We start from the raw sequence: 24756 nt of genomic DNA, 5'->3' as shown, positions 1-24756 counted from the left end.
TTGATCGCCGAGACGGTCGGCGACCCCGACCTCGACGAGCGGGTCCGGGTGCATGTCACCGACGCCCGCGGGTCCGCCGGCACCCCCTTCCCCTGGGCCCGGCTCGGCACGCCCGCCCTGCTGCGGCACGCGGACCGAGCGGGCTGGCGGGCCGTCGATCAGTGGGCGGCCGGGGGCCGTTGCTTCGTCGCCCTGCGCAGCCGGAGCACGAACAGCACGGCCGAGCCGCCGAACAGCGCGGCCGTCAGCAGCAGCCAGCGGGCCGCGAAGCCGTCCGGGGACAGGCCGGTCGCCAGGGCGTAGCGGTCCTGGACGCGCCCGCCGATCAGCGGGAACCACACCAGCAGGAGCAGCAGGGAGAGGGCGGCGGGGACCCGGACGTACATCACGTGCCGTCCCGCCGTCCTCACGAGCGCCCGGTCCGCCGCCGCGTACAGCGGCAGCAGCACCAGATCGTGGACGACGGCCGCCCCCACGAACCACAGCGCGACCCCGAACCAGTCCCCCGCCAGGAGCCGCACCCCCGCGTACCCCGCGAGGGCGAACGAGCAGCAGAGCAGCAGCAGGTGGAGAGGGCTGCCGAGAGGAGGCAGCGGAGGCTTCCGCATCACAGGTCTCCGAACGTCAGCCGGGCCACCCATTTGGTGGTGAGCACACCGGGCGCCGCGGGCACGATGATCCGGGCCGGGTGCCCGTGATCGGGGGTCAGGTCCTCGCCGTTGACGAACAGGGCGAGCAGGGAACGCGGGTCGGCGACCTGGTTGGCACGCAGGGCGGCCCGCCGGAACGCGCCACGCCGTTGCAGCGACTCCACGAAAACGTCCGGCGGATCGCCCTCGTACCCGACGAGCGCCGCGAGGTCCCGCAGCCGCACCCCGCGCCACCACTGGTCGGAGGTGGACCAGCCCTCCACGCAGGCGATGGGCAACGCGGCGCTGTGCAAAGGAAGTCGGAGCAGGTCGGCCCGGCTCAGCCGGACGGTCCCGCCACGCCCCGTCACCACCAGCCGCCACGCCTCCTCGCTCGTCTCGGCCGGGTCGATCCCGGCGTACGCGGCCGTCTTGTTGATCTGGAAGCCGCCCGGCCCCGAACCGGGCTCGGCGCCGCCGTGCGGGGCGAGCAGGGCGGTCCTGCGCAGCACACCGTCGAAGCTCTGCCCGGCCGTGGTGAGGAACAGCAACAGCGAACCGCCGCCGACGAACCACAGCGCCCCGCGCCGCGAGACCGTCGGCGCGGCGGGCTCCGGCGCCACCGGCTCGGTCCGTTCCTCGCGCAGTCGGCGGAGGTTGCGCAGCGCGAGGGGCGTCTTCAGCGCGGCGTGCGCGACGAAGGCGGTGAAGAACACCCAGGCCCCGTAGAAGTGCAGCGGATAGAAGGAGCCGGGGAAGAGGTAGTCCAGCTGGACGTTGAGCACGCCGGTCACGAACTCGAACAGGGCGCCCCCGACCAGCAGCAGCAGCGAGATCCGCTCCAGCGCGTGTGTGAGGGACCGCGCCGGCGGCAGCGTGAACAGCTTCGGCGCGACCGACCAGAGCTTGGCCAGGAGGACCGGGATCAGGGTGATGCCGAGGGTGACGTGGACGCCCTGGTTCAGCCGGTACAGCCAGTGCGGGTCGGTCGGCCAGGAGAACAGGTAGAAGCCGAGGATTCCCTTGTCCGGGGTCTTGTCGTTCACCGGCGACAGGTCGGGGTTGTAGGCGGCGTACGACAGCAGCCCCGTCACGAACAGCAGCGTGATCCCGCCGAGGAGGACGACCCCGAGGACCGAGGTGAACCAGGTCCCGCGCAGCGGACTGCGCCAGAAGCCTGGTGAGAAGGGTGAAAGGGGAGACCGTGCCATGCCCCGACCGTAGGCCCGCCCCCGCCCGGAAGCGGGTCCGCGAACCATGACGAAACTCTGACGTCCGCGCACGTCAGCCGTCCGGGGGAGGCTCTTCGGCCTAGCGTCTGCGGTGTGAACCGCCACCTCCTGCGTGATCTGTCCGCGGCCGCCGTCGCCGCGCTCCTGGTCCTGACCGCCGTCCTGGTGGGCCGGTCGATCGAGCACCGGGACGGCTCGCTCCGCGTCGGCTGGCCGCCCCTGCTGGCGACCTGGGACCCGCACCTCGGCCCGGGCACCCCGGCCGCGCTCGTCGTCGCGGTCGCCGTGGTGGTGTACGGCCCCGGCCTCGCCGCCCGTCTGCCCTGGCGCCCGCTGCTGCTCGCCGTCTGGGGCGCCGGCCTGGCCTGGACGTGGTCCCTGGCCCTCGTGGACGGCTGGCACCGGGGCATCGCCGAGCAGCTGACGACCAAGAGCGAGTACCTCCCGGTCGTCGGCCGCTTCCACGACATCCCGGCGGCCCTGCGGGACTTCTCCGCACACATCCTGATCGACACACCGGACAACTGGCCCGCCCATGTCGCCGGGCATCCCCCGGGCGCCACCCTCACCTTCGTCCTCCTCGACCGGGTCGGCCTGGGCGGCGGGGGCTGGGCGGGGGTCTTCTGCATCACGCTCGGCACGACCGCGGCGGTCGCGGTCCTGGTCGCCGTACGGACCCTGGCGGACGAGTCGTTCGCCCGCCGCGCCGCGCCCTTCCTCGTCCTGGCCCCGGCCGCCGTCTGGGTGGGCACCTCCGCCGACGGGTACTTCGCGGCCGTCGCCGCCTGGGCGGTCGCCCTGCTCGCCCTCGCGGTGCGCGGCCACCGCCCGGGCTGGACCGGCTTCGCGTCGGGCCTGCTGTTCGGCCTGACCGTCTACCTCTCCTACGGCCTCACGCTCATGGCGTCGATCGCCGCCGCCGTCCTGCTGCTGGGCTCCCGCCGCCCCCTGCCCTACGCGCTCGCCGGATTCGCGGTCCTCCCGGTCGTGTTCACCCTGTACGGCTTCGACTGGTGGGAGGCCTACCGGCTGCTGGTGACCCGCTACCACCAGGGGGCGGGCGGCGTCCGGCCGTACGGCTACTGGGTGTGGGCGAACCTGGCGTGCACGGTGCTCATCGTCGGCCCGGCCACGGTGGCGGGCCTGCGGCGGACGGGCGCGACACTCGTCCGCCGCTCCCCCCGGCCCGACGTCCGACTTGCCGTGCTCGTGCTCGCCGCCCTTCTCGCCGTGCTCGTCGCCGACCTGTCCGGAATGAGCAAGGCGGAGACGGAACGCATCTGGCTGCCGTTCGCACTGTGGCTGCTGCCGGCCTGCGCGTGGCTGACGGGGGTGCGGGGGTGGCTGGCGGCGCAGGCGGTTGTCGCGTTGCTGCTCAACCACCTGTTGCTCACCGGGTGGTGACGGAAGGTCAGGTCCTCAGCCGCTTCGACTTCTTCACCGCGGCCGCCAGTTGTTCGAGGACCGGCACATAGCCGGCGTAGCTGTAGCGCTCCTCCATCGACCAGGGCACCGTCTGCCCGGCCCGGACGGCGGGGAGTTGGCGCCAGGTGGACTTCTTGGCGAGCTGGTCGGGGGTCATGGCGTTGGCACGGTTGTCGACCAGGATCAGGTCGGCGTGGTACTTGTCGGCGTTCTCCCAGCTGAGGAACTCCCAGAAGCCCCACTCGTCGCTCTTCCTGCCCTCGACGAACTCCACGCCGAGGTCCTTGAAGTAGGCGAGGTCGCAGTAGGAGTCGGGGACGGCGACGTACATGTTCTCCTGGTCGCCGGTCATGGCCATCACCTTGAGGCCCTTGTTCGCGCGGGCGGCCGTGCGCAGGGTCTCGGCGGCCTCCTCGAAGCGGGCCTTCGCGTCGGTGGCCCGCTTCGTGTCCAGGTCCGCGCCGAGGGCCTCGGCGAGTTCGGCGGTGCGCCGGAGCGGGTCGAGCAGGGAGGTGCGGGCGACGCTGATGCCGACCGTGGGGGCGAGGGCCTCGACCTTCTTGACGCTCTCCGCGGGGACGTACCAGAGGTCGGGTGCCGGGAACATGTTGCTGATCAGCAGATCGGGCTTGAGGGCCGCGTACTTCTCGATGTTGAACTGGCCCCACTCGGTGCCGACGCTGGTCAGCTTCGACACGTCCATGGCACCGGCCTGCGGGTTGGGCCGGCCGCCGATCGGCTTGCTGGGGCCGAAGATGCCGGTGCACTCGATGCCGTAGTCGTACAGGGCGGCGGCGGTGCTGACGAACGCGACCAGCCGCTCGGGCCTGCGGTCGGCCGTCACCGTACGGCCCCGGTCGTCCTTGAAGGACCACGGGCCGCCGCCGGGGCTCGCCTCGGACGTCGCGGGGCCGCCGTCGTCGCCGCATGCAGCCAGCAGCGGGGCGAGCGCCAGGGCGCCGCCCGCCGCGAGCAGGTGACGGCGGGAGGGTCCGGACCGGCCGGAAACTTCGGTCGACATAAGGGGAGGCTAACCTAAGTACCCCCTGTGAGGAACTCCGGCTCCGGACCGGTTCCGTGCGCGCTCATGTCGTGGCGCGCGCCCGGTTTCCCGACTCCAGTTGGGCGGTCGTCTCCATGAGGGACACCGTGAAGGAGTGCCGGGGAGCCGTCAGGATCTGCTGCGCCGGGCCCTCTTCGACGAGTTCGCCCGCGTCCAGGACGGCGATGCGGTGGGCGAGCCGCGCGGTGTCCAGGTCATGGGTGATCAGGACGAGCGAGAGGTCCTCGCGCTCCCCCACCAGCTCGGCGAGCAGGTCCAGGATGCCGCGCCGGGTGACCGTGTCGAGGCCGGAGGTGATCTCGTCGCAGATCAGCACCCGGGGGCGGGCGAGCAGGGCGCGGGCCAGGGCGGCCCGCTGGAGTTCGCCGCCGGAGAGCGCGCCGGGCGGGCGGCGGACGAGGTCGTCCGTGAGGCCCAGCCGGGCCAGGGTGGCCGACGCCTCCTCCGTGGCGGCCCGTTCGCCGGTGCCGCGCAGCCGGACCGCGGTGCGGGCGACCTGGTCCAGGACGGGCCGGTGCTCGTCGAAGGCGGCCCGGGCGTCCTGGAACACGTACTGCACGGCGGCCAGTTGGACACGCGAGCGGTGCCGCAGACTGCGCGGCAGCGCGACACCGTCGAGCAGGACCTCGCCGTCGTGGTCGCGGTGCAGCCCCGCCAGACAGCGGGCGAGGGTCGTCTTGCCGCTGCCCGAACGGCCCACGACAGCCAGGCATTCACCGGCGCGCAGGGCGAGACGTGGGGTGCGCAGGACCGCGGTGCGGCCGTGCACGGCCGTCATCTCCCGTACCTCCAGGACGGGTTCACGCACCTCCGCGGGCTCCTGGGGTACCGACCGGTGCTCGTCCAGCAGGCGGCGGGTCCACTCGTGCCGGGGCGCGCTCCACAGCCGCGCCACCGGCCCCGACTCCACGACCCGGCCGGCACGCATCACCAGCACCTCGTCGGCGAGCGAGCGGACGACGTCGAGATCGTGGCTCAGCAGCACGACCGCGATCCCGCTCGCCGCGACCGCCGCCAGCTGGTCGACCAGCCCGCTCTTCGTCAACGCGTCCTGCCCGGTGGTGGGTTCGTCGGCGACGATGACACGGGCACCGAGGAGCAGCGCCTGCGCGAGCACGACACGCTGCTGCTGGCCGCCGGAGAGCTGGTGCGGATAGCGGCGCAACAGCGCCTGACCGTCCGGCAGTTGTGCCGCCGCCAGTGCCTCGACGACCCGCTCGCGGGCCGCCGTACGACGCCGGGCGCGGGGCAGATGGCGGACCTGCGGGCGAGCGATGTCGGCCAGCAGCGCGCCGACCCGGCGGGCCGGGTTGAGCACGGCCGCGGGATGCTGCGGCACATACCCGACCGGACCGCCCCCGCCCCGGTCCACCTCCCCCGTCACCCGCGCACCGACCGGATACTCCCCGAGCAACGCCAGCCCGGTCGTCGTCTTACCGCTCCCGGACGCCCCCACCAGAGCGACCACCTTGCCGGATCGCACCCGCAGGTTCACCCCGTCGACAAGGGCACGACCGTCGATCTCGACCCGCAACTTGCGAAGTTCGGCGACGACGGCATCCTCTTCTCGGCTCATGTATCCCGCCGCCCTTTCTCAAGAAACGGTTCCGCAGCGCCCCTATAGGGCGCGGGGAACTGCGCGACCAGCCACAACGAACCCGCAGACGCCCGACAACCCCACGCGGCACATCCCGCCGCGCCCCCAACACCGCGTCGAAAAGAAGATTCGTGCCGGTCGTCAACGCCACGATCAACAACGCCGGCACCACCACGGCCCACGGCTGCACCATCAACCCCGTGCGATTACGGTCGACCATCACAGCCCAGTCCGCCGCATCCGGAGCCACCCCCACACCCAGAAACGCAGCCGTCGACACCAGATACAGCACCCCGGTCAACCGCACACCCGCATCCGCCGCGAGCGTACGAACCGTGGCGCGCCCCACATAGCCGACGGCGACCCGCCACCACGTCTCGCCCTGCATCCGCAGCGCCTCCACCGCGGGCCGGGCCGCCGCCTCGCCCGCCGCGGCCCGGACGATGCGGGCGGCGTCGGGGACGTTCACCAGCGCCACGAGGAGCGCGAGCCCCACCGCGCCCGGCGTGAACACGGACGCCACCAGCAGGATCAGCAGCAGCGACGGTACGGCGAGCAGCACGTCCAGCGGCCGCATCAGCAGATCCTCCAGCCGCCGCGCATGGGTGACCGCGCTGACCAGTCCGACCGGCACCGCGACCAGATAGGCGAGGGCGGTCGCGGCCAGCGCGGTCAGCACGACCGTACGGCCGCCGTGCAGCACCTGCTGCCAGACGTCCCGCCCCACGAAGTCGGTGCCGAGCCAGTGGCCACCGCCGAGGGTGAAGGAGACGGCGCGGGGCCCGGGATCGCCGGCGAAGACCGGGCCCAGCAACGCGAGGGCGAGGGGAACGGCGACGATCACCGTCCCCAGCAGGAAGCGGGACCTGGCGGGACCTTGAGTCCTCACGCCGCCACCCCCGCCCTCGGCGTCAGCCGGTACGCCACCACGTCCGCCCCCAGATTCAGTACGACGGTCAGGACGCCGAACACCACCGCGAGCCCCTGCACCACGGGCACGTCCCGCTCGGCGACGGCGTTGAGCAGGACCGTGCCGAGTCCGGGGATCACGAAGAGCGCCTCCACGACGATGACCCCGCACAGCAACCAGTCGACGGTACGGGCGAGTTGCTGGGCGGCCGGGGCGAGGGCGTTGGGCAGGGCGTGGGCGTAGCGGACGCGGGCGCCGGGGACGCCGTAGCGGCGGGCGTGGGCGGTGTAGGGCGCGGCGAGGGCGTCGACCATGCCGGCCCGGACCAGGCGGGACAGGGAGCAGACCGGGCGGGCCAGCAGGACCAGTACGGGCAGGACGAGGGCGGCCGGATGGGCGAGCAGGTCCGTGCCGTAGCCCACCGCCGTCGGCGGGAACCAGGCCAGTTTCAGGGCGAAGACCGTCACCAGCAGCACCCCGAGGGCGAACTCGGGGACCGCGTAGACGGCGAGCGTCACGGAGCTGACCAGCCGGTCGACGAGCCGCCCCTCGTGGCGGGCGGCGAGCACGCCGAGCCCGAAGCCGAGCGGGACGAGCAGGGCCAGCGTCAGCGCGGCCAGCAGCAGGCTCGGCCCGAAGCCGTCGGCGATGTACCGCGCCACCGGGCGGCCGGAGGCCAGCGAGGCGCCGAAGTCGCCGTGCAGCAGCCCGAAGGCCCAGTCGGCCAGCCGTTCGTGCACCGGCCGGTCCAGGTCCATCGCCTCGCGGATCGCCGCGATCCGCGCCGGGTCGGGCTGGTCGCCCGCGAGGGCCACCGCGGCGTCGCCCGGCAGCGCCTCGGTGAGCGCGAAGACCAGCAGCACCACGGCCACCGTCTGCGCGACCCCGAGAAGCAGCCGCCGGGCGACGAAGGAGCGCAGGCCGCTCTCCCTCACGCCAGCCACACCTTGTCGAAGCGTGCCCAGTCCAGGGAGTTGGCGGGGGCCTTGGTCTCGACTCCCCTGACGTTGCGGGCCGTTCCGAGGATCCAGTCGGCGAAGCCCCACACGAGGAAGCCGCCCTCGGCGTACAGGCGCCGCTGCATCCGCTCGTAGACCGCGGCCCGTTCGGTCTTGTCGCGGGTGGACTGGGCCTGCTGGTAGAGGGCGTCGAAGTCCTTGTGCCGCCACTTGGTGGCGTTGGTGGTGGAGTCGGTGAGCAGGCGCTGGGAGATGTGGGCCTCGATGGGCATGGCGCCGGAGCGGTAGCAGCACAGGGTGCCGTTGTCGAGGATGTCGCTCCAGTAGGAGTCCTTGCTGCCCATCTTCACGTCGATCGTGACGCCGGCCTTGGCGGCCTGGTCGCGGAAGATGCCGGCGGCCTCGGTGAACCCGGCGGCGACGGCCGAGGTGTTGAGGCCGACCTTCAGCTTCTCGGCGCCGGCCTGCTTGAGCAGGGCGCGGGCCCGGTCGAGGTCCTGGGCGCGCTGCGGGAGGTCGGCGGCGTAGTACTCGTAGCCCTTGCCGAACAGGTCGTTGCCGACCACGCCCGCGCCGGACAGGGCGCCGTCGACGAGTTCCTGGCGGTCGGCGATGAGGAAGAACGCCTCACGCACCCGCTTGTCGTCGAAGGGGGCCCGGTCGGTCTTCATGCAGAACGCCTGCATGGCGCTGTTGCGCAGCCGCACGATCTCGATCTGGCCCTTGCCCTCGTGGGCGCGGGCGGTGGTCGGATTGAGCTCGTGGGCGTACTCGATCTGGCCGCCGAGGAGGGCGTTGACGCGGGCGGACTCCTCGTTGGCGACGACGAACTCCAGCTCGTCGAGGTGGGGGGCGCCGTCCCAGTAGGCGTCGTGGCGGCGGAAGACGGCGGAGCGGCCGGGTGCGAAGGAGACGAAGCGGAAGGGGCCGGAGCCGATGGGCTGCTTGTCGAAGTCCTTGGCGTCCGAGGGGACGATGTACGCCCCGAACGCGGCCAGCACGTTGGGGAATTCGGCGGTCGGCCGCTTGAGGACGAACTCGATGCTCCGCTCGCCCGTGGCGCGGCTGGCGTCGAGGTCGATGGGCTCCAGGGAGGCCTTGGCGCGGAAGGTCTGCTTCGGGTCGGCTATCCGGCGGTAGCTGTACAGGACGTCCTCGGCGGTGACCGGTCTGCCGTCGTGGAAGGTGGCCTCGCGCAGGGTGACCTGCCAGCGGGCGAGGGTCTTGTCGGCCTCCCACTTGGTGGCGAGGCGGGGCTCGGCGGACAGGTCGTCGCCGTAGTCGGCGAGCTTGTCGTAGAGGGCCTTGGCGCGGGCCACGTCGGCGAACAGGTTGGCCAGGTGCGGGTCGAGGGTCTCGCTGGCCCCGCCTCCGGCGAACGCGGCCCGCAGCCGGCCGCCGCGCTTCGGGGTGTCGCCGTCGCCGCTGTCCGCCTTGTCGTCCGTGCCGCCGCCGCAGCCGACGAGGGTGAGGGCGGCGGCACCGGTGGTGGCGGCGAGGAAGCCGCGGCGGCGCAGGCCGGGAAAGCGTTCGTGCATGACTGGTCCTTGGGGTGTGGTGGGGTCAGCGGGTGGTGTGCGGGCGCGCCAGGAGGTGCGGTCGGTCCCCGTCGGCCGTCGTGCGGGGCGACTCGCCCTGCTGCCGGGCGGGTTGGGTGCGCGGGCCTGGGCCGTCCTGAAGGTCCAGTACCTCGAATCCGTGCGCGGTGCGGACGTGCCGTTGTTCCCACGGGAACAGCGGCCGCCAGGCGGAGCGCCGGGCGACGGGCGGTGCTCCGTCGTCGGTCGTCCGGACGCGGGTGCGGCCCAGGAAGCAGGCGCCGTTGCGCATCGCGGCGACGAGCGGCCCGCCGGGGACGAGGATGCGCCGGCAGGAGGCGAGGTACCGATTTCGGGCGGGCGGGAGCGCTGCCTCGGACAGGTCGGCGCCGGTGACAGCACGGCCCAGGACGCGTGTTCCGGCGCCGTGGCGGCGCAGATGGTCCTCGGCCCGGCGGCCGGCCAGGCGTCCGGCGCCGGGGAAGCGCGCCTCGTGCAGCCGGGGGTTGTCGGTGAGGAGGTTGCCGCTCATCGGGTCCGGCCTCCGTCCGCGACGGGCGCCGGGGCAGGGGCCGGCTCCGGGCCGCCCGGCAGTGCCCCGCGCCGCTGGAGCAGGGCGACTCCGCCCGCCGAGGCCAGGCCGGCCAGGGCGCAGCACACCCAGGGCAGCCAGTCGGCGCCGGTCCGCTCCCCGGTGTCCATGGCCCAGCCGACGACGGTGCTGCCCACGGCCGCGGCGATGCCCGAGACGACGTAGAAGATGCCGAAGTAGGTGCCGGTCAGTTCGGGGCGGCCGAAGCCGGGGATGAGCTCCATCACGAACGGCGAGGCGATCATGATGCCGAGGTAGAGCAGGAGAGCGCCGAACAGCACCAGGGCGACGGCGGCCGGACCGCTGTGCCGGCTCACGAGTGCGGGCGGCAGGAAGGCCAGGCCCATCACGGCGAGCCCGACGGCGATCCAACGCCCCCTGGCCCCACGGGATTTGAGCGTGCGGGTGATGTGCAGCTGGAGGGCGAGATTGGCGAGGGTGCCGACCAGGAAGACGAGGCCGGCGGCGCCGTTCCAGCCGGTGGCCTGCCGGGCTCCTTCGGGGAGCAGCAGGTAGAGCTGGTTCTCCAGGGTGTACATGCCGACCATGGCGAGGGCGAACGCGACGAAGCCGCGGTTGCCGACGACCTCCCGCCAGTCCGCGAGGACCCCGGTCCTGCTCGGTGCGACCTTCCGCGCGGGCAGCACGAGGGCCTGCGCCACGGTGAGGACGGCGAAGATACCGGCGGCGGTGAGCGCGGAGGTGCGGAAGTCGACGAGGAGCAGCGCGCTGCCCAGCAGCGGCCCGATCAGCGCGCCGGTGGTGGCGAACACGTTGAACAGCGCGAACGCCTCCGCCTTGCGCTCTCCCGCCTCCTGGGCCAGGTAGGCGCGCACGGCCGGGTTGAACAGCGCCCCGGCGAGTCCGCTGAGCACGGACGCGGCGAGCAGCACGGGCATTCCGTCGCCCAGCGCGAACAGCCCGAACCCGACCGTGCGCAGGGCGCATCCGGCGATGATGACGCCGCGCGCGCCGAGCCGGTCGGCCGCGGAGCCGCCGATGATGAACAGGCCCTGCTGGCTGAGGTTGCGCACCCCGAGCACGATCCCGACGACGGCCGCGGACATGCCGAGGTTGTCGGTGAGGTGTGTGGCGAGGTAGGGGATCAGCAGGTAGAAGCCGGTGTTGACGCCGAGCTGGTTGACCAGCAGGAGCCGGACGGCGAGCGGAAAACCGCGCATCTCACGCCACGTCCGCATGCGCGGCGACCTCCTCGACTCCAGGAGCGGATTTCGCTCACGGACAAGCTAGCGATAATCGTTTTCATTTACCACTCCCTTACCGGAGGCCGCCCGTACCGGAGGCCGCCCGCGACGAGGGCATGCCGGAGCTGGAGACAGACCGGGGCATTCCCCCTACAGTTGCGGTAGCGAGCCCCCGAAGTCCGCAACGAGCCACGGTCCACACGGTGGTGATGGATGGTCAGGTCATCGTCCGGGTCCCACCGGGCCGCCTCGTCCGCGCGGGCCGCGGTCCCGGCACCGCCCCCGCACCACATCGAACGCACGGCGCTGCTCGACACGGTCCGCGGGCTGCTGCTGCCCGGGCGAAAGCCCTCGGGCACGGCCGTGGTCGGCCTGGTGGGAACGGCCGGCTCCTGCAAGTCGACGCTGGCCCGGGCCGTCGCGACGGACGCCGACGTCACGGCGCACTTCGAGCAGGTCCTGTGGATCGAGGCCGATCCCGGCGCGGACCCTGTGGACCACCAGCACCGGCTGTCCGCCGCCCTCGGGGACGCACGGCCCGTCCCAGATGCGGCGTCGGGCATGGAGCGCCTGAGTGAACTCCTCGCGGACGGACGGCGGTTGATCGTGCTGGACGGGGTGGAGCGCCGGGAGCAGTGGGACGCGGTCGATCTCTCCGGGCTCTGTTCGCTGCTGGTCACCAGCCGCGATCACGACATCCTGCACGGTCGCGGTGAGGTCTACGAGATCCGCCGGCTGGACGCCAGGTCGAGCGACCGCCTTTTCACGGCGTGGGCCGGCCCCCGGGACGAGAACCCTTCGTCCGGGGACACCTCGTTCGCCGTGATGAGCGCCGGCCTCCCCCTGTCGCCGGCCTGCGCGGGCGCCCTGGTCGCGCACGGCTGGAGCCCGCATCGCACGCACATGCGGCTCGGTTCGGCCGTCCTGTCACGGCTGCGCGCCGACACACCCCGTCCGCACCCGGACGACTCGCGGCCGTACCTGATGGCGGCGCTCGACGTGGCCGTCTCCGCACTCGACGGCAGCCTGCTCGAACGGTATCTGTCGCTGGCCGTCTTCGAGGGGCGCGGCCCCGTCCCCGTCGAGGTGGCCGCCCTGCTGTGGCGGTCGACGGGAGAGCGGGGGCCGGACTCGGCCCCGCGGGACATGCCGGCCGAGTCGGCCCGCCGCGCGACGGACCTGACGCTGCGGCTGCGCCCCGACACCCGGCCCGAGCGGATCGCCCGGGTGGTGGCCCTGGCCCACCTCACCCCGTACCTGCCGGAGGACGGACTGGTCGAACCGGTCGCGGGACAGCTGGTGACGGCTCACGTCGGCATCCTGCTCCCCGCGCTGCGGAAGATGGCGCCGCGGATGTCACCGGGCGTGCTCCACAGGACGATCGGGCGGGCCGAGGAGCACCACGACGACGAGGACATGATGCTGGTGATGGCCGTGCTCGCGCCCTGGATGACCGGCGAGGGCCGGGCCGTGCTGGAGTTCCTGCCAGGCGCCGCGCGCCTGCGCCCCGACGCCCGCTTCCGGTGCCGGCTGCTGACCCTGGTCGCCGAGAACCTCCCCGCGGCCGCGGCGGCGCCGCTGCTCGCCGAGGCCTGGAGCCAGGCGCGGCTCATCAGCGGGCCGGAGACACGCGCCGACGCGCTCACGGCCCTCGCCCGGCTGTTTCCGGAACCGCGCCGGACCGAGGTGTTCCACGATGCCTCGACGGCCGCCGCGGCGGTGGAGGGACTCGCCGACCGGGCCGCGACCGCGGCCCGGATCGCCCGGACCGTGGCGGAGACGCGGACGGTGGACACCGCCTGGCAGGACTTCGGACGGCCCGCCCTGCGGCTGGCGGCCCTGCTCGGCCGCGCGGCCGTGGCGGAGCAGCTCGCCCACCCCTCCTCCGGGGACGTCCTCGGCACGGCCGCACAGGACATCGCCCGGGCGCTGCACGACGTCACGCGGTGGTGGCCGTAACCCCCGGCTCCTTTCCACCTGTTGAATGAACCATTCAACAGCTCTAACATTCTCCGGTGGATGCATTCACCCGCCCGCGGGAGTCCCCAGCGTTCCCCTCCGGGGCGCCCCGGGCGCCTCGGAAGGAGGACCCGTGCTTCCCCCCACCCGTGTCAGATCCGCCCGTGCCAGATCCACGCGTGCCAGACCCGTCCGCGTCAGGCGTACAGCCACCGCCCTGCTCCTGGCCATCGGCCTGGCGGCCCCGACCGGCCACGCCTCGGCTGCCCCCCGGCAAGCCGCGCCCCAGGTCTGGCCCGCCCCCCAGAGCATGCACCTGGGCCGCGCCCAACTCCCCGTCCCCGACCACGTCGTAGAGGTCGTCGGCCCGGGCACCGACCCCTCGGCCCGCCGCGTCGTCGAGACCGCCCTGCGCGCCGCCGGCGCCGACCGCATCACCACCGTGGACGCCGACGACAGGCCGCCCACCGCCGGACTCACCGTCTACGTCGGCGGCCCCACCGAGAACAAGGCCACCGGGCCCGCGCTGAAGCGCCTCGGCGCCGCGCCCCCGACCGGTCTCGCCTCCGGCGGTTACGTGCTGGCCGCGCAGCGGAAGAACGGCCGCTCCCTCCTCGCCCTCTCCGGCGTCGACACCACGGGCACGTTCTACGCGGCCCAGACCCTGCGCCAACTGCTCGACGGAAAGCGGGCGTTGCCCGAGGTGACCGTCCGGGACTGGCCCACCGCCGCCCTGCGCGGAGTCATCGAGGGCTTCTACGGCACTCCCTGGACGCACACCGAGCGACTGCGCCAACTCGACTTCTACGGCCGTACGAAGCAGAACGTCTACGTCTACTCCCCCAAGGACGACGACTATCTGCGCGCCCGCTGGCGCGACCCGTACCCGGCCGCCGAACTGGCCTCGTTGAAGGAGCTGGTCGACCGGGCCGACACCAACCACGTCCGCTTCACCTACGCGCTCTCCCCCGGTCTGTCGGTCTGCTACTCCTCCGCCTCCGACATCAAGGCCCTCACCGCCAAGTTCGACACCCTGTACGCGATCGGGGTCCGCTCCTTCGCCGTTCCGCTGGACGACATCAGCTACACCAAGTGGAACTGCGCCGAGGACGAGAAGGAGTTCGGGACGGGCGGCGGTGCGGCCGGCACCGCGCAGGCGCACCTGCTCAACGCGGTGTGGAAGGAGTTCTCCGCCGAACACACCGACCTCGAGCCCCTGGAGATGGTGCCGACCGAGTACTCCGACCTCGCCGACTCCCCCTACAAGAAGGCGCTGCGGGAACGGCTGGACAAGGACGTGGTGGTGGAGTGGACCGGCGTCGGTGTGATCGCGCCGACCATCACCGCCGAACAGGTCGCCCAGGCCCGTGAGGTGTACGGCCATCCGATCCTGGTCTGGGACAACTACCCGGTCAACGACTACGTCACCAGCCGGCTGCTGCTCGGCCCCTACACGGGCCGTGAGCCCGGCGTGGCGAGCGCCGCGACCGGGGTGACCGCCAACCCGATGGTCCAGGCGGAGGCGAGCCGGATCGCCCTGTTCACCTCGGCCGCCCACCTCTGGAACCCGCGGGCCTACGATCCGCGGCAAGCGTTCCTCGCCTCGGTCCGCGATCTGGCCGGGCCGGACACCGGCGCCGCCAAGTGGCTGCGGATCTTCGCCGAGAACAACTACTCCTCCCAGCTGGACGCCACCGAGTCCCCGACGCTGACCGGCCTGATCGCCGCCTTCCGGACGGCCTACGAGCAGGACAGCGGTCTCGACCGGGCCGCCGCCGCGCTCAGGGGCTACTTCACCGACATGGCGGCCACCCCCGGGCAGTTGCGCGCCCGCCTCGACAACCCCGGCTTCCTCGACGAGACCTCCGCCTGGCTGGACAAGCTCGGCCGCTACGGCACGGCGGGGCGGACCGCCGTCGATCTGCTCCTCGCGCACAAGCGGGGCGACACGGACGCCGTCACGACGTACTGGAACCGACTGCGGGCCGATCGCAAGGAGTTGGACGCGATACCCGAGCAGGTCTCCCCGGGTGTCATGGACCAGTTCCTCTACACGACGATGCTGGAGAACGCGCCCGACCCCGGTGTCGACGCCTCTTTCTCCCCCGCCTCCCTCTCCCTGAAGCCCGGCGCCTCCGACACGGTGACCCTCGCCCTGTCCGACCGGCGGTCCACCGCCGCGAAGACGGTCTCCTGGAAGCTCGCCGTGCCCGAGGGAGTCACCGCCACGCCCGCCGAGGGCACGGTGTCGGTCCCGGCGGGCGGCAGCGCCTCGGCCACCGTCACGCTGACCGCGAAGACGGCAGGAGTTCACTCGGTCGTGGTGTCCGGCACCGGGATCCTCGACCGGGCGATCCCGGTCCGGGTCACGGACGGCGGCGGAACCACGGCGGCCCTGACCGCCAACTTCAGTGGTGCGTCAGTCAGTTCCATCGATCTGGGTGACGGCACGACCACGAACATCCCCGTCGGCGCCAACCCCGGCGAGGTCGTCGTCAGCGCCGACGGCCGTACCGCCTACGCGGCCAACCAGGGCTCGAACACCGTCAGCGTGATCGACACGGCGAGCGACAAGGTCACCGCCACGGTCGCCGTGGGCCGCGTCCCGGCCGGCCTCGCCCTCACCCCGGACGGCACCACCCTCTGGGTCGCCAACTACACCGACGGCATGGTCCAGCCCGTGGACACCGGCACCCTGAAGGCGGGCACCCCGGTCACGGTGGGCTCGGGCCCGGAGAACATGGCGATCACTCCCGACGGCACGACGCTGTACGTGGCGAACATCCACGACAACACCGTCAGCCCCGTCGACCTCGCCGCACGGAAGGCGGATGACCCGGTCCCGGTCGGGCCGCGGCCCTTCAACGTCGTGGCGGCGCCCGACGGCAAGACTGTCTACGTGTCCAACTCCGGCGGTTCGACGGTGACCCCGATCGACACCACCACCCACGACACCGAACCCACCCTCCTGGTCACCGGCCAGGCCTACGGCCTCGCCCTGTCCCCCGACGGCCGCACCCTGTGGGTCAGCCCCAGCAACGGCGACTCGGTCACCCCCCTCGACACCGTCACCGGCGCCCCGGGCCAACAGATCACCGTAGGCAAGTCCGCCTTCGACGTAGCCCTCAACTGGAACGGCACCACGGCCTACGTAACAACGGCCGACGGAAACGCCCTGGTACCGATCGACGTGGCATCAGGAAAGGCAGGGTCGCCCTACACAACGGGCCCATATCCACTGGCGGTCACCCTGTCCCCTTAGGGGTGCGGGGAACTGCGCGACAAACCCCCACCGGCGGACAGCCAACAACGAACCCCAAAAGCAACCCTCAACTGGCGGTACGCCGAATCCTCCCGGCGTACCGCTGCTCCAACTCCAGATTCCCCTCAAACCCACCCGGCACATTGGCAGACACATACACCGGCGGCTTCTCCCCCGCAGCAAGCAACCGAGCCGTCGCCTCGGCAACAGCCATCTGCACCAACATCACCCCGGTGAGCGTCGACAGCGCGGACACCGCACCCCCACCCGGAAGCTCCAGCAACGCGTCCCCGCGCGGAGCCGCGTTGTCCAGGACCACGTCGGCGAGGTCCGCGAGCTTGTGGCCGCTGGAGTGCCCGGCGGGGACGCCCCGGCTGTGGGTGAGGGAGGTGATGGCCAGGATCCGGTGACCCTGCTTCTTCGCGTGCAGGGCCATCTCCACGATGACGCTGTTGACGCCGGAGTTGGAGATGACGACGAAGAGGTCCTGGGGGTGCGGCGCGGCGAGTTCGTAGAGGCGCTCGGCCACGCCCGGCTGCCGTTCGAGGAGCGGGTCGTCCAGGACGCTCGGGTCGTCACCGCCGTAGAGGACGAGGTCGGCGATGCTCAGGCGGTTGGTGGGGACCAGGCCGCCGGCGCGGCCGGCGATCTCCAGGACGATGGCCTGAGAGTGACCGGTGCCGAAGGCCTGGATCACACCGTCCGCGCGGAGGCAGTCGGCGATCAGCTCGGCGGCGCGCGTCACGTCCGGGCGGGCCGACTCGGTGAGGTGCTTCAGGACGTCCAGGCTCTGCCGGGCGAAGCCCTCGGCGCTGACTGACTCGACGGACACGCGACACTCCCCTTGCTGATGGATTGAACCACCCTATACATCTCCATCGGTGAATCAATAAACCATGAGCGGTCCTGGTATTCAATCCGCCGCCTGAAGGGTGGCTGATACATTCTTCGCATGCCCACGACGGACGTCACCACACTGATCCGCACGGAGCTCCCACGGCTTGCGGGCTCCCTACGGAAGGTCGGCGAGCTGATCCTGGAGGATCCGGCCGCCGTCACCCACTGCTCGGCCGCCGAACTGGGCCGCCGCACCGGTACGTCGCAGGCGACGGTGACCCGTTTCTGCCGGGCGATCGGGCTCGACTCCTACCAGCACCTGCTGATCGAGCTGGCCCAGGAGCGCGGCCGTGGCGAGGTCTCCGACTGGGGCTCGGCGGAGATCGGTCCCGACATCTCCCCGGACGACAGTCTGGAACGGGTCGTCCAGGTCGTCGGCAGCGCGGATCTGCGCGCGATCCAGCAGACCATCGACCGGATCGACCTCGACGCGCTGGAGCGCGCGGCCCAGGCGCTCGCCAAGGCCCGGCGCATCGACGTGTACGGCGTCGGCGGCAGCGGCGCGGTGGCCCAGGAGACGGAGACCCGGCTGTTCCGGATCGGCTGCCAGGTCCGCGGCTGGAACGAGGTGCACGGGGCGGCCACCTCCGCGGCCCTGCTGACCCCGGCCGACGTGGCCATAGGGATCTCCCACTCGGGCTCCACCCGCGAGACCCTCGAACCGTTCGAGATGGCCAAGGAGCGCGGCGCCACCACGATCGCCATCACCACCGACCCGCGTTCCCCGCTGGCCAAGGCAGCCGATATCCGGCTCATCTCCGCCACCTCCGAGACCAGCTTCCGCACGGGCAGCATCGGCGGCCGGCACTCGGTCCTGATGATCGTCGACTGTCTCTACGTCCGGGTCGGCCAGGTCGGCTACCAGCGCGCGAGCGCCTCGCTGGCGCTGACCGACCACATCACCCCGCAGCACTCCGTGAAGAACCGGCGCGCCCGCTGATCCCGACCGGCGGCATGGCGAGATCTTGACCGGTCATGCATGGATGAACCACCGAGATCACTCAAAGATGGTTGTTTGAATCATCCTCTCGGTGTCAGGATGGGGCTCCCCCGAGTCATCGCGTAGGAGCCCCATGCGTGTGTCCCTGGTCGAGTCGACCGAGCTCTTCGTCGGAACCACCGAGCAACCGCGCCAGGTGGTGGCCGTCGAGCTGAGCCACAGCCCCGGCCGGGCGGTGCGCATCGCCGTCGAGGGCCCTGGTGTCACCGGGGAGGCCGTCGCGACCACGGCCGAGGACGGCACCGTTCGCGCCGAGATACCCGTGAGCACCGATCTCGCCGTCGGCGAGCGGCGCGCGATCACGGTGACGGCCGCGGACGGCGACGAGGTCGCCCGCCACACGGGCGAGTTCACGGCCGCCGAACCCGGCTGGACCATGTTCATGGTCAGCCACTTCCACTACGACCCCGTGTGGTGGAACACCCAGGCCGCCTACACCGAGACCTGGGACGTCGCCGACGACCCGGCCTCCACCGGTCTGCCGGCCCGCACCTTCGACTCGCGCGGCCAGTCCGGGATGAGCCTGGTGCGGGCCCACTGCGATCTGGCCCGGCGCGACCCGGCGTACACCTTCGTGCTCGCGGAGGTCGACTACCTCAAGCCGTACTGGGACTCCTTCCCGGAGGAGCGGGCCTTCCTGCGCCAGCTGATCCGCACCGGGCGTGTGGAGATCATGGGCGGCACCTACAACGAGCCGAACACGAACCTCACCGGCGCCGAGGCGACCGTACGCAACGCCCTGTACGGCGACGGATACCAGCGCGGGGTCATGGGCGCGTCCCCGGAGACCGCCTGGCAGCTGGACGCGTTCGGGCACGATCCGCAGTTCCCGGGGCTGATGGCGGACGCGGGGGTCACCTCCAGCTCGTGGGCGCGCGGACCGTTCCACCAGTGGGGGCCGACGCTGTCGGTGTTCGGCGAGGAGCCGCGGGATCCGAAGCGGATGCAGTTCCCGGCCGAGTTCGACTGGATCGCCCCCTCGGGGCGCGGGATCCTCACCGCGTACATGGTCAACCACTACGGCGCCGGCTGGGCGATCGACAACGCGCCGACCCTGCCCGAGGCGGAGGCCGCCGCGCTCAAGCTGTTCCGGGGGCTCAAGAAGGTCGCGCTCACCCGCAACGTGCTGCTGCCGGTCGGCGGCGACTACGCGCCGCCGTGCCGCTGGGTGATGGGCATCCACCGCGACTGGAACGAGCGGTACGTCTGGCCGCGGTTCGTCAGCGCCGTACCGAAGGACTTCTTCGCCGCCGTCCGCGCCGAACTGGACGCCGAGGGCCGTAAGGCATCGCCGCAGACCCGGGACATGAACCCGGTCTACACCGGCAAGGACGTCTCCTACATCGACACCAAGCAGGCCCAGCGCCACGGCGAGACCCTCCTCGCCGACGCCGAGGCCTGGGCGACGCTCGCCTCCCTCGTCACCGGGCACCCCTATCCCGACGCGGCCCTCGACAAGGCCTGGCGGCAGCTGATCTACGGCGCCCATCACGACGCCATCACCGGCTCGGAGTCCGACCAGGTCTACATCGACCTGATGACCGGCTGGCGGGAGCTGTACGACCTCGCCGGGACGGTGCACGCCGACGCCACCCAGGCCCTGGCCGACCGGGTCGCCCCGGGCACCGGAAGCGACCTCGTCGTCTTCAACTCCGCGACCTGGCAGCGGCGGGACGTGCTGACCGTCGACGACCCCGGCCTGGTGCCCGTGGGCGACGACTTCCAGCCACTGCCCGCCGTACGGGACGACGACGGACGCCTGCGGGTGGTCGTCCCGGAGGTGCCGGGCATGGGCCTCAAGGCGATCCCGCTGACGGCGGGCTCGATCCCCGAGTGGGTCCCCGCCGAGGGCACCACCATCCGCAACGAGTTCTACGAGGTGACGGTCGACCCCGCCCGCGGCGGCGGCGTGAGCTCCCTGCGCACCCTGGCCGAGGGCGGACGGGAGCTGCTGCGCGCCGGCGACATCGGCAACGAGCTCGTCGTGCAGGAGGAGTACCCGAGGCACCCCCGCTTCGGCGAGGGCCCCTGGCACCTCACCCCGACCGGGACGACCGCCGCCCGCGGCCGGGACGTCACCGCGGACGTCGAGGTCGAGCACTCCCCGGCCGGCTCCCGCGTCACCGTCCGCGCCGACCTCGGCCTCTTCCGGTACACCCAGCGGCTGACCCTGTGGAAGGGCGTCGACCGGCTCGACGTCTCCACGACCGTCGACGGCTACGACGGCGCCGACCGGCTGATCCGGGTGCGCTGGCCCTCCGACGTGCGCGGCGGGCTGCCGGTCCACGAGGTCGCCGACGCGGTGATCGGGCGCGGCTTCGGGTTCGTGGAGGTGGACAGCGAGCGGTTCCCGTGGACGCTGGACAACCCGGCCAACACCTGGTTCGGCCTGGGCTCCACGGCCCGGGTCCTGGTGCGCGACGACACGGGCGCTCCGCTCGGCCGGCGCTCCATCGGCGTCGCCGAGCTGGTGTACGCCGACTGGGACGTGGCCGGTGAGCTGGGCACCCCGCTGGCGGCGGCGCTGGTCCGGGCGGGCGTCACCGCGACCTCGACCATCGCGGGCGGCCCCCGCTACGGCGACCTGGAGGTCGACTCCAACCTGCCCGACATCCGGATCGCCGTCGGCGGTCCCGAGCGCAACTCCCTGGTCGCCGAGGCGCTCGGCTGGGACCCGGCCGCCGAACGCGAACTGCGCCGGCAGCTGGCCGAGCGGGGGCTCGCCTCCGTCTGGGTCGCACCGCGCGCCTCGCTGCGCGAGGAGTGGGTGCCCGGCGCGGACCTGCGCGACCTGGAGCGACTGCCCCTGCTGGTGGTCGCGGGCGACGACCAGCAGGGCGACGCCAAGGCCGTCGACGCGCTCATCGCCGATCTGGACGACTTCACCGTGACGGCCACCGCGGCGGGCGGCGGCGAGGCGCTGCCGCCGGGCGACGCCTGGGACGGGCGCGGCTTCGCCGTCCTCAACCGGGGCACACCCGGCTGCGTGGTCACGCCCTCGGGTGACCTCTACATGTCCCTGATGCGCTCGTGCACGGGCTGGCCGTCCGGTATCTGGGTCGACCCGCCGCGCCGCACGGCTCCCGACGGGTCCGCCTTCCAGCTCCAGCGCTGGTCGCACACCTTCGAGTACGCCGTCGTCGGGGGCGAGGGCGACTGGCGGGAGCAGCGGCTGCCCGCGCGCGGGCACGAGTTCAACCATCCGCTCACCGCCCGGCCGCGCACCGGCCCCGAGACCGCCCTGCTGCCCCGGAAGGCCTCCCTGCTCACGGTGGAGCCCGCCCGCGAGGTCCTGCTCGACGCCCTCAAGCCGCTCGGCTCGCCGCTCGCCCGGGGCGGCGTGGCACCCGCCGATCCGGGACGCGGGATCGTCGTGCGCGTGCACGAGGTGAACGGCCGGCCGGTGCGGGCGCGTCTGCGCGGGCCCGGCGCCTGGACCGAGGGTGCGCGGGCGGACGTGCTGGAGCGGCCCGGGGAGCCGCTCGTCGCGGACGACGAGGGAGCGCTCGACGTCGGTCTGACCGGCTTCGAGGTGGCGACCGTCCTGGCCACACCGGCCGGCCCCGACGGCGATCCGGGCCCCGGCGCCGCCGCCCACGAGCCCGCCCAGCCCGTCCACACCCGGTACTGGCTGCACAACTCGGGCCCCGCCCCGCGCGGCAACATGCCCGTCGCGGTGTACGTGTCGCCCACCGCGCTCACCGTCTCCGGGCCGGTCACGGCGACCGTCCGGGTCGGCTCGGAGCTGACCGACGCGCCGGTGTCGGGCACGGTGACCTTCGAGGTGCCGGACGGCTGGTCCGCCGAACCGGCCGAGCTGCCGTACGCCCTGGGCCCCGGCGGGTTCACGCTCGCCGAGGTGACGGTCACGCCGCCGCCCGCCCCGGAGCCGGGGCGCCACTGGCTGGCGGCCCGCCTGTCCTACGGCGGGCAGACCTTCGAGGACGTGGTGGCCCTGGACGTGCCCGACGGCCACACCGGGCCGACCCTCGTGGCCCGGCTGGACGCCGAGCGCGTCACCGTCCGCGCGGGCGAGCGGGCCCGCGTCCCCGTCACCCTGCGCAACACCACCCGCGGGCCGGTCTCCGGCCAGCTGTGGGCCGTGTCCTCCTGGGGCACCTGGGCCGGGGTCGCCCCGGGCCTCCAGGGCTTCACCGTGCCCGGCGGACAGGAGCTGGAACACGCGATCGAGGTGGACGGCTCGGCCATGGCACCCGGCTCCTACTGGCTCATGGCGAAGCTCGCCTGGCACGGAGCGGTCGCCTACACGGAGGCCGTGGAACTGGAGGTGACCCCGTGACGGACTACGCCGCCCTCGTCCACGGCGAACGGCTCCCCAAAGCACGCGTCGACGCCGTCCTGAACGCAGTCCCGGCTCGCGACACCGAAACCCGCTCAGCGGAGCGGCAGCGACGGCGCTGGGCGACCCAGGTGGCGGTGATCGACGAACTGGCCCAGCGGGCATGCGAGGAACGCGGGCTCACGGGCGCGCCCCAAAGGGGCGCGGGGAACTGCGCGACCAGCCACGACGGCCCCGCACCCGCCCAACGACATAGCGCGGCACCCTCTGAGGAGCGCACCGCACTCACCTCACAGCACGTCGCAGACCTGGGCAGCATCGTCGCGGTGGCCCTCGCCCACTCCCCCGCCGCCCGCACCCTCCTGTCCCACCTGGAACACGAGCAACCCATCCCCGAGACCGCCGTACACGACTACTACGCCCGCAACCCCGACCGCTTCCTCACCCCGGCCGCACTCAGACGCGGCGTGGACCCCTTCGGCGACGCACCCCCCGACGACTTCCTCCCGTACGAACAGGCCCGCGAGGGCATCGCAAGGGAACTGCGCCGCGCCGCAGGCCGACGCGCGTTCTTCGACTGGCTGGACCGGGCGCGAGCCGGGGTCGTGTACGCGCACGGGTACGAGCACCCCGGCGACCCCTCGCATCCGGACCACGAGCACCGGCACTGATCTCGGACGGAACCTAAACGCAACACGGCAAACCATTGACCTCCGATGAATTCTGGTCCACATTTTCATCAATCAGAGTCGAAGTTGGTTGATTGAACCAGCCAGCACATCCCTGACTCGCCCGGTCGCAGGAGGGCCCATCACATGCGCGCAAGAAGACTGACCCGCACCCTGACCTGTATCGCCGCACTGTCCCTGGCCGCAGCCGGCTGCGGGCTGTCCGGCGGCTCCGACGGCGGGGACTCCACCGCCGGCGGCTGCAAGGTCGACCAGGGCAACGTCGGGTCCGGGAAGCTCTCCGGCGATGTGAAGGGCACCATCACCTTCCAGACGACCAACCTGAAGAAGGACTTCGGGGACTACTTCAACGGCGTGATCTCCGCCTTCGAGAAGGCGCACTCCGGCACCAAGGTCAAGTGGATCGACGACCCGGGCGACGCCACCTTCACCCAGCGCCTGGTCGCCGACGCCCAGGGCTGCACGCTGCCGGACGTGGTGAACATCAACGTCAACACGGCGGTCGCGCTCACCAAGAACGGCTATCTGCTCGACCTGGACAAGAAGGCCCCGGACGCGGGCAAGCCGTTCGTGCCCAACCTGTGGAAGTCCAGCCTGTACGCGGACGCCTCCGGTACGAAGGTGCACAGCGTGCTGCCCTGGTACTCCGGCGGCATCGTGCAGACCTTCAACACCGAGCTGATGAAGGAGGCGGGCCTGGACCCGGCCGCGCCCGCGACGACCGTTCTCGGCCTGTTCGACGACGCCGAGAAGGTGGCCAAGGCCTCGGACGGCAAGTACTACGCCTTCCTCGCCAACCCGCAGCTGCGCATCCCGGCGGACTGGCAGCAGATGGGCATCAAGGTGCTGTCCGAGGACGGCAAGTCGTTCACCTTCGCCGACGACCCGAAGACCGCGCAGTGGGTCGAGGCCATGACGAAGCTCTACAAGGCCGGCGGCATGCCCCGCGACTCGCTCTCCGCCACCCAGGACCCGGCCAACGTCTACGGCCAGGGCAAGCTGGTCTACGGCCCGACCAACCCCAACTTCCTGCGCTTCATCCAGCAGAACAACCCGACCGTCTACAAGAAGACCGGCGTCGCGCCCTACATGCTGGACGCCCTCGGCCACACCGTCGGTGCCCCGCAGTACATCGGCGTCGCCTCCACCAGCAAGAACGCGGCGACCGCGCTGGCCTTCGCGCAGTTCCTGACCAACGCCGAGAACCAGCTGGCGTGGGCGAAGGACCCGAACGTCGTCATCTTCCCCTCCACGACCGCCTCGCTGGACGACCCGTTCTTCCAGTCGGTCAAGGGCGACGACCCCTTCGCCGAGGCCCGCAAGATCGTCGCCAGTGACCGCAAGACCGCGACGGCCGACGAGATCGCCCTCACGCCGGGCGAGCTGAACGCCATCTCGGCCCAGATCCAGCTGGCCATGCAGGGCAAGAAGAGCGCCGAGGACGCCCTGAAGGAAGCGCAGTCCAAGGCCAACGAGCTGATCAAGCAGGGCAGCTGAAG

16 protein-coding genes and 1 pseudogene are annotated in these 24756 nt (G+C 72.3%); 7 read left to right on the top strand and 10 right to left on the bottom strand.

Annotated features, from left to right (window positions below; translation table 11 throughout):
• Positions 1 to 158 precede the first annotated feature (158 nt).
• Entirely contained in the window at positions 159 to 608 is a 450-nt protein-coding gene (locus tag SLINC_RS50510) for a hypothetical protein (RefSeq protein WP_375141508.1), read from the bottom strand.
• Positions 608 to 1840, bottom strand: a complete 1233-nt coding sequence (locus SLINC_RS34475; protein WP_107406721.1) for a molybdopterin-dependent oxidoreductase — start codon at positions 1838 to 1840, stop codon at positions 608 to 610. Before SLINC_RS34475 ends, SLINC_RS50510 begins: the two co-directional genes overlap by 1 nt.
• A gap of 114 nt (positions 1841 to 1954) precedes the next feature.
• Here SLINC_RS34475 and SLINC_RS34470 point away from each other — a divergent pair, with 114 nt between their 5' ends.
• On the top strand, positions 1955 to 3265 hold the full coding sequence (locus tag SLINC_RS34470) for a hypothetical protein (protein WP_067441667.1): 1311 nt from the start codon (positions 1955 to 1957) through the stop codon (positions 3263 to 3265).
• Positions 3266 to 3272: 7 nt separating this feature from the next.
• On the opposite strand, the gene SLINC_RS34465 is transcribed toward SLINC_RS34470, so the two are convergent.
• The 7 genes and pseudogenes from SLINC_RS34465 to SLINC_RS34435 all read right to left on the bottom strand — a co-directional run bounded on the left by SLINC_RS34465 (position 3273) and on the right by SLINC_RS34435 (position 11144).
• Complete coding sequence (locus SLINC_RS34465; RefSeq protein ID WP_067441663.1) at positions 3273 to 4307, bottom strand: ABC transporter substrate-binding protein; 1035 nt, start codon at positions 4305 to 4307, stop codon at positions 3273 to 3275.
• A 64-nt stretch (positions 4308 to 4371) separates the two neighbouring features.
• The gene (locus tag SLINC_RS34460; RefSeq protein ID WP_067441659.1) at positions 4372 to 5925 is read right to left on the bottom strand and encodes an ABC transporter ATP-binding protein; all 1554 of its coding nucleotides are present in this window, start codon (positions 5923 to 5925) and stop codon (positions 4372 to 4374) included.
• Between the two features lie 115 nt (positions 5926 to 6040).
• Positions 6041 to 6835, bottom strand: a pseudogene (locus SLINC_RS34455) (ABC transporter permease); the annotation flags it as partial.
• Positions 6832 to 7791, bottom strand: a complete 960-nt coding sequence (locus SLINC_RS34450) for an ABC transporter permease (protein WP_067441655.1) — start codon at positions 7789 to 7791, stop codon at positions 6832 to 6834. The gene SLINC_RS34450 and the pseudogene SLINC_RS34455, both read right to left, overlap by 4 nt.
• Complete coding sequence (locus tag SLINC_RS34445) at positions 7788 to 9353, bottom strand: ABC transporter substrate-binding protein (RefSeq protein WP_067441651.1); 1566 nt, start codon at positions 9351 to 9353, stop codon at positions 7788 to 7790. Before SLINC_RS34445 ends, SLINC_RS34450 begins: the two co-directional genes overlap by 4 nt.
• Positions 9354 to 9378: 25 nt before the next feature.
• Positions 9379 to 9885: a hypothetical protein gene (locus tag SLINC_RS34440; RefSeq protein WP_067441648.1), complete on the bottom strand. Its 507-nt coding sequence runs from the start codon at positions 9883 to 9885 to the stop codon at positions 9379 to 9381.
• Positions 9882 to 11144, bottom strand: a complete 1263-nt coding sequence (locus SLINC_RS34435; protein WP_067441646.1) for an MFS transporter — start codon at positions 11142 to 11144, stop codon at positions 9882 to 9884. The genes SLINC_RS34440 and SLINC_RS34435 overlap by 4 nt, the downstream gene beginning before the upstream one ends.
• 219 nt (positions 11145 to 11363) lie before the next feature.
• Here SLINC_RS34435 and SLINC_RS34430 point away from each other — a divergent pair, with 219 nt between their 5' ends.
• Both SLINC_RS34430 and SLINC_RS34425 read left to right on the top strand, forming a co-directional pair.
• The gene (locus tag SLINC_RS34430) at positions 11364 to 13109 is read left to right on the top strand and encodes an NB-ARC domain-containing protein (protein ID WP_067441643.1); all 1746 of its coding nucleotides are present in this window, start codon (positions 11364 to 11366) and stop codon (positions 13107 to 13109) included.
• Between the two features lie 133 nt (positions 13110 to 13242).
• Positions 13243 to 16371 (top strand): beta-N-acetylglucosaminidase domain-containing protein, encoded by a 3129-nt coding sequence (locus SLINC_RS34425; RefSeq protein ID WP_225988289.1) that lies wholly within the window; start codon positions 13243 to 13245, stop codon positions 16369 to 16371.
• A 67-nt stretch (positions 16372 to 16438) separates the two neighbouring features.
• Here the strand turns inward: SLINC_RS34425 and SLINC_RS34420 are convergent, their stop codons facing one another.
• Positions 16439 to 17203 carry a sugar isomerase domain-containing protein gene (locus tag SLINC_RS34420; RefSeq protein ID WP_067441640.1) on the bottom strand — a complete coding sequence of 255 codons (765 nt, stop codon included), beginning with the start codon at positions 17201 to 17203 and terminating at the stop codon, positions 16439 to 16441.
• Between the two features lie 120 nt (positions 17204 to 17323).
• On the opposite strand from SLINC_RS34420, the gene SLINC_RS34415 reads away from it, so the two are divergent.
• The 4 genes from SLINC_RS34415 to SLINC_RS34400 all read left to right on the top strand — a co-directional run bounded on the left by SLINC_RS34415 (position 17324) and on the right by SLINC_RS34400 (position 24754).
• Complete coding sequence (locus tag SLINC_RS34415) at positions 17324 to 18208, top strand: MurR/RpiR family transcriptional regulator (protein ID WP_067441636.1); 885 nt, start codon at positions 17324 to 17326, stop codon at positions 18206 to 18208.
• 133 nt (positions 18209 to 18341) lie between these two features.
• The gene (locus tag SLINC_RS34410) at positions 18342 to 22568 is read left to right on the top strand and encodes a glycoside hydrolase family 38 N-terminal domain-containing protein (RefSeq protein ID WP_067441633.1); all 4227 of its coding nucleotides are present in this window, start codon (positions 18342 to 18344) and stop codon (positions 22566 to 22568) included.
• The gene (locus tag SLINC_RS34405; RefSeq protein WP_067441630.1) at positions 22565 to 23239 is read left to right on the top strand and encodes a malonyl CoA-ACP transacylase; all 675 of its coding nucleotides are present in this window, start codon (positions 22565 to 22567) and stop codon (positions 23237 to 23239) included. Before SLINC_RS34410 ends, SLINC_RS34405 begins: the two co-directional genes overlap by 4 nt.
• Before the next feature lie 144 nt (positions 23240 to 23383).
• Entirely contained in the window at positions 23384 to 24754 is a 1371-nt protein-coding gene (locus SLINC_RS34400; protein ID WP_067441627.1) for an extracellular solute-binding protein, read from the top strand.
• Positions 24755 to 24756: the final 2 nt, after the last annotated feature.

This window comes from Streptomyces lincolnensis, from assembly GCF_001685355.1.
In the GTDB taxonomy this organism is placed as follows: domain Bacteria; phylum Actinomycetota; class Actinomycetes; order Streptomycetales; family Streptomycetaceae; genus Streptomyces; species Streptomyces lincolnensis.
This window is presented reverse-complemented; position numbering and strand designations above follow the sequence as displayed.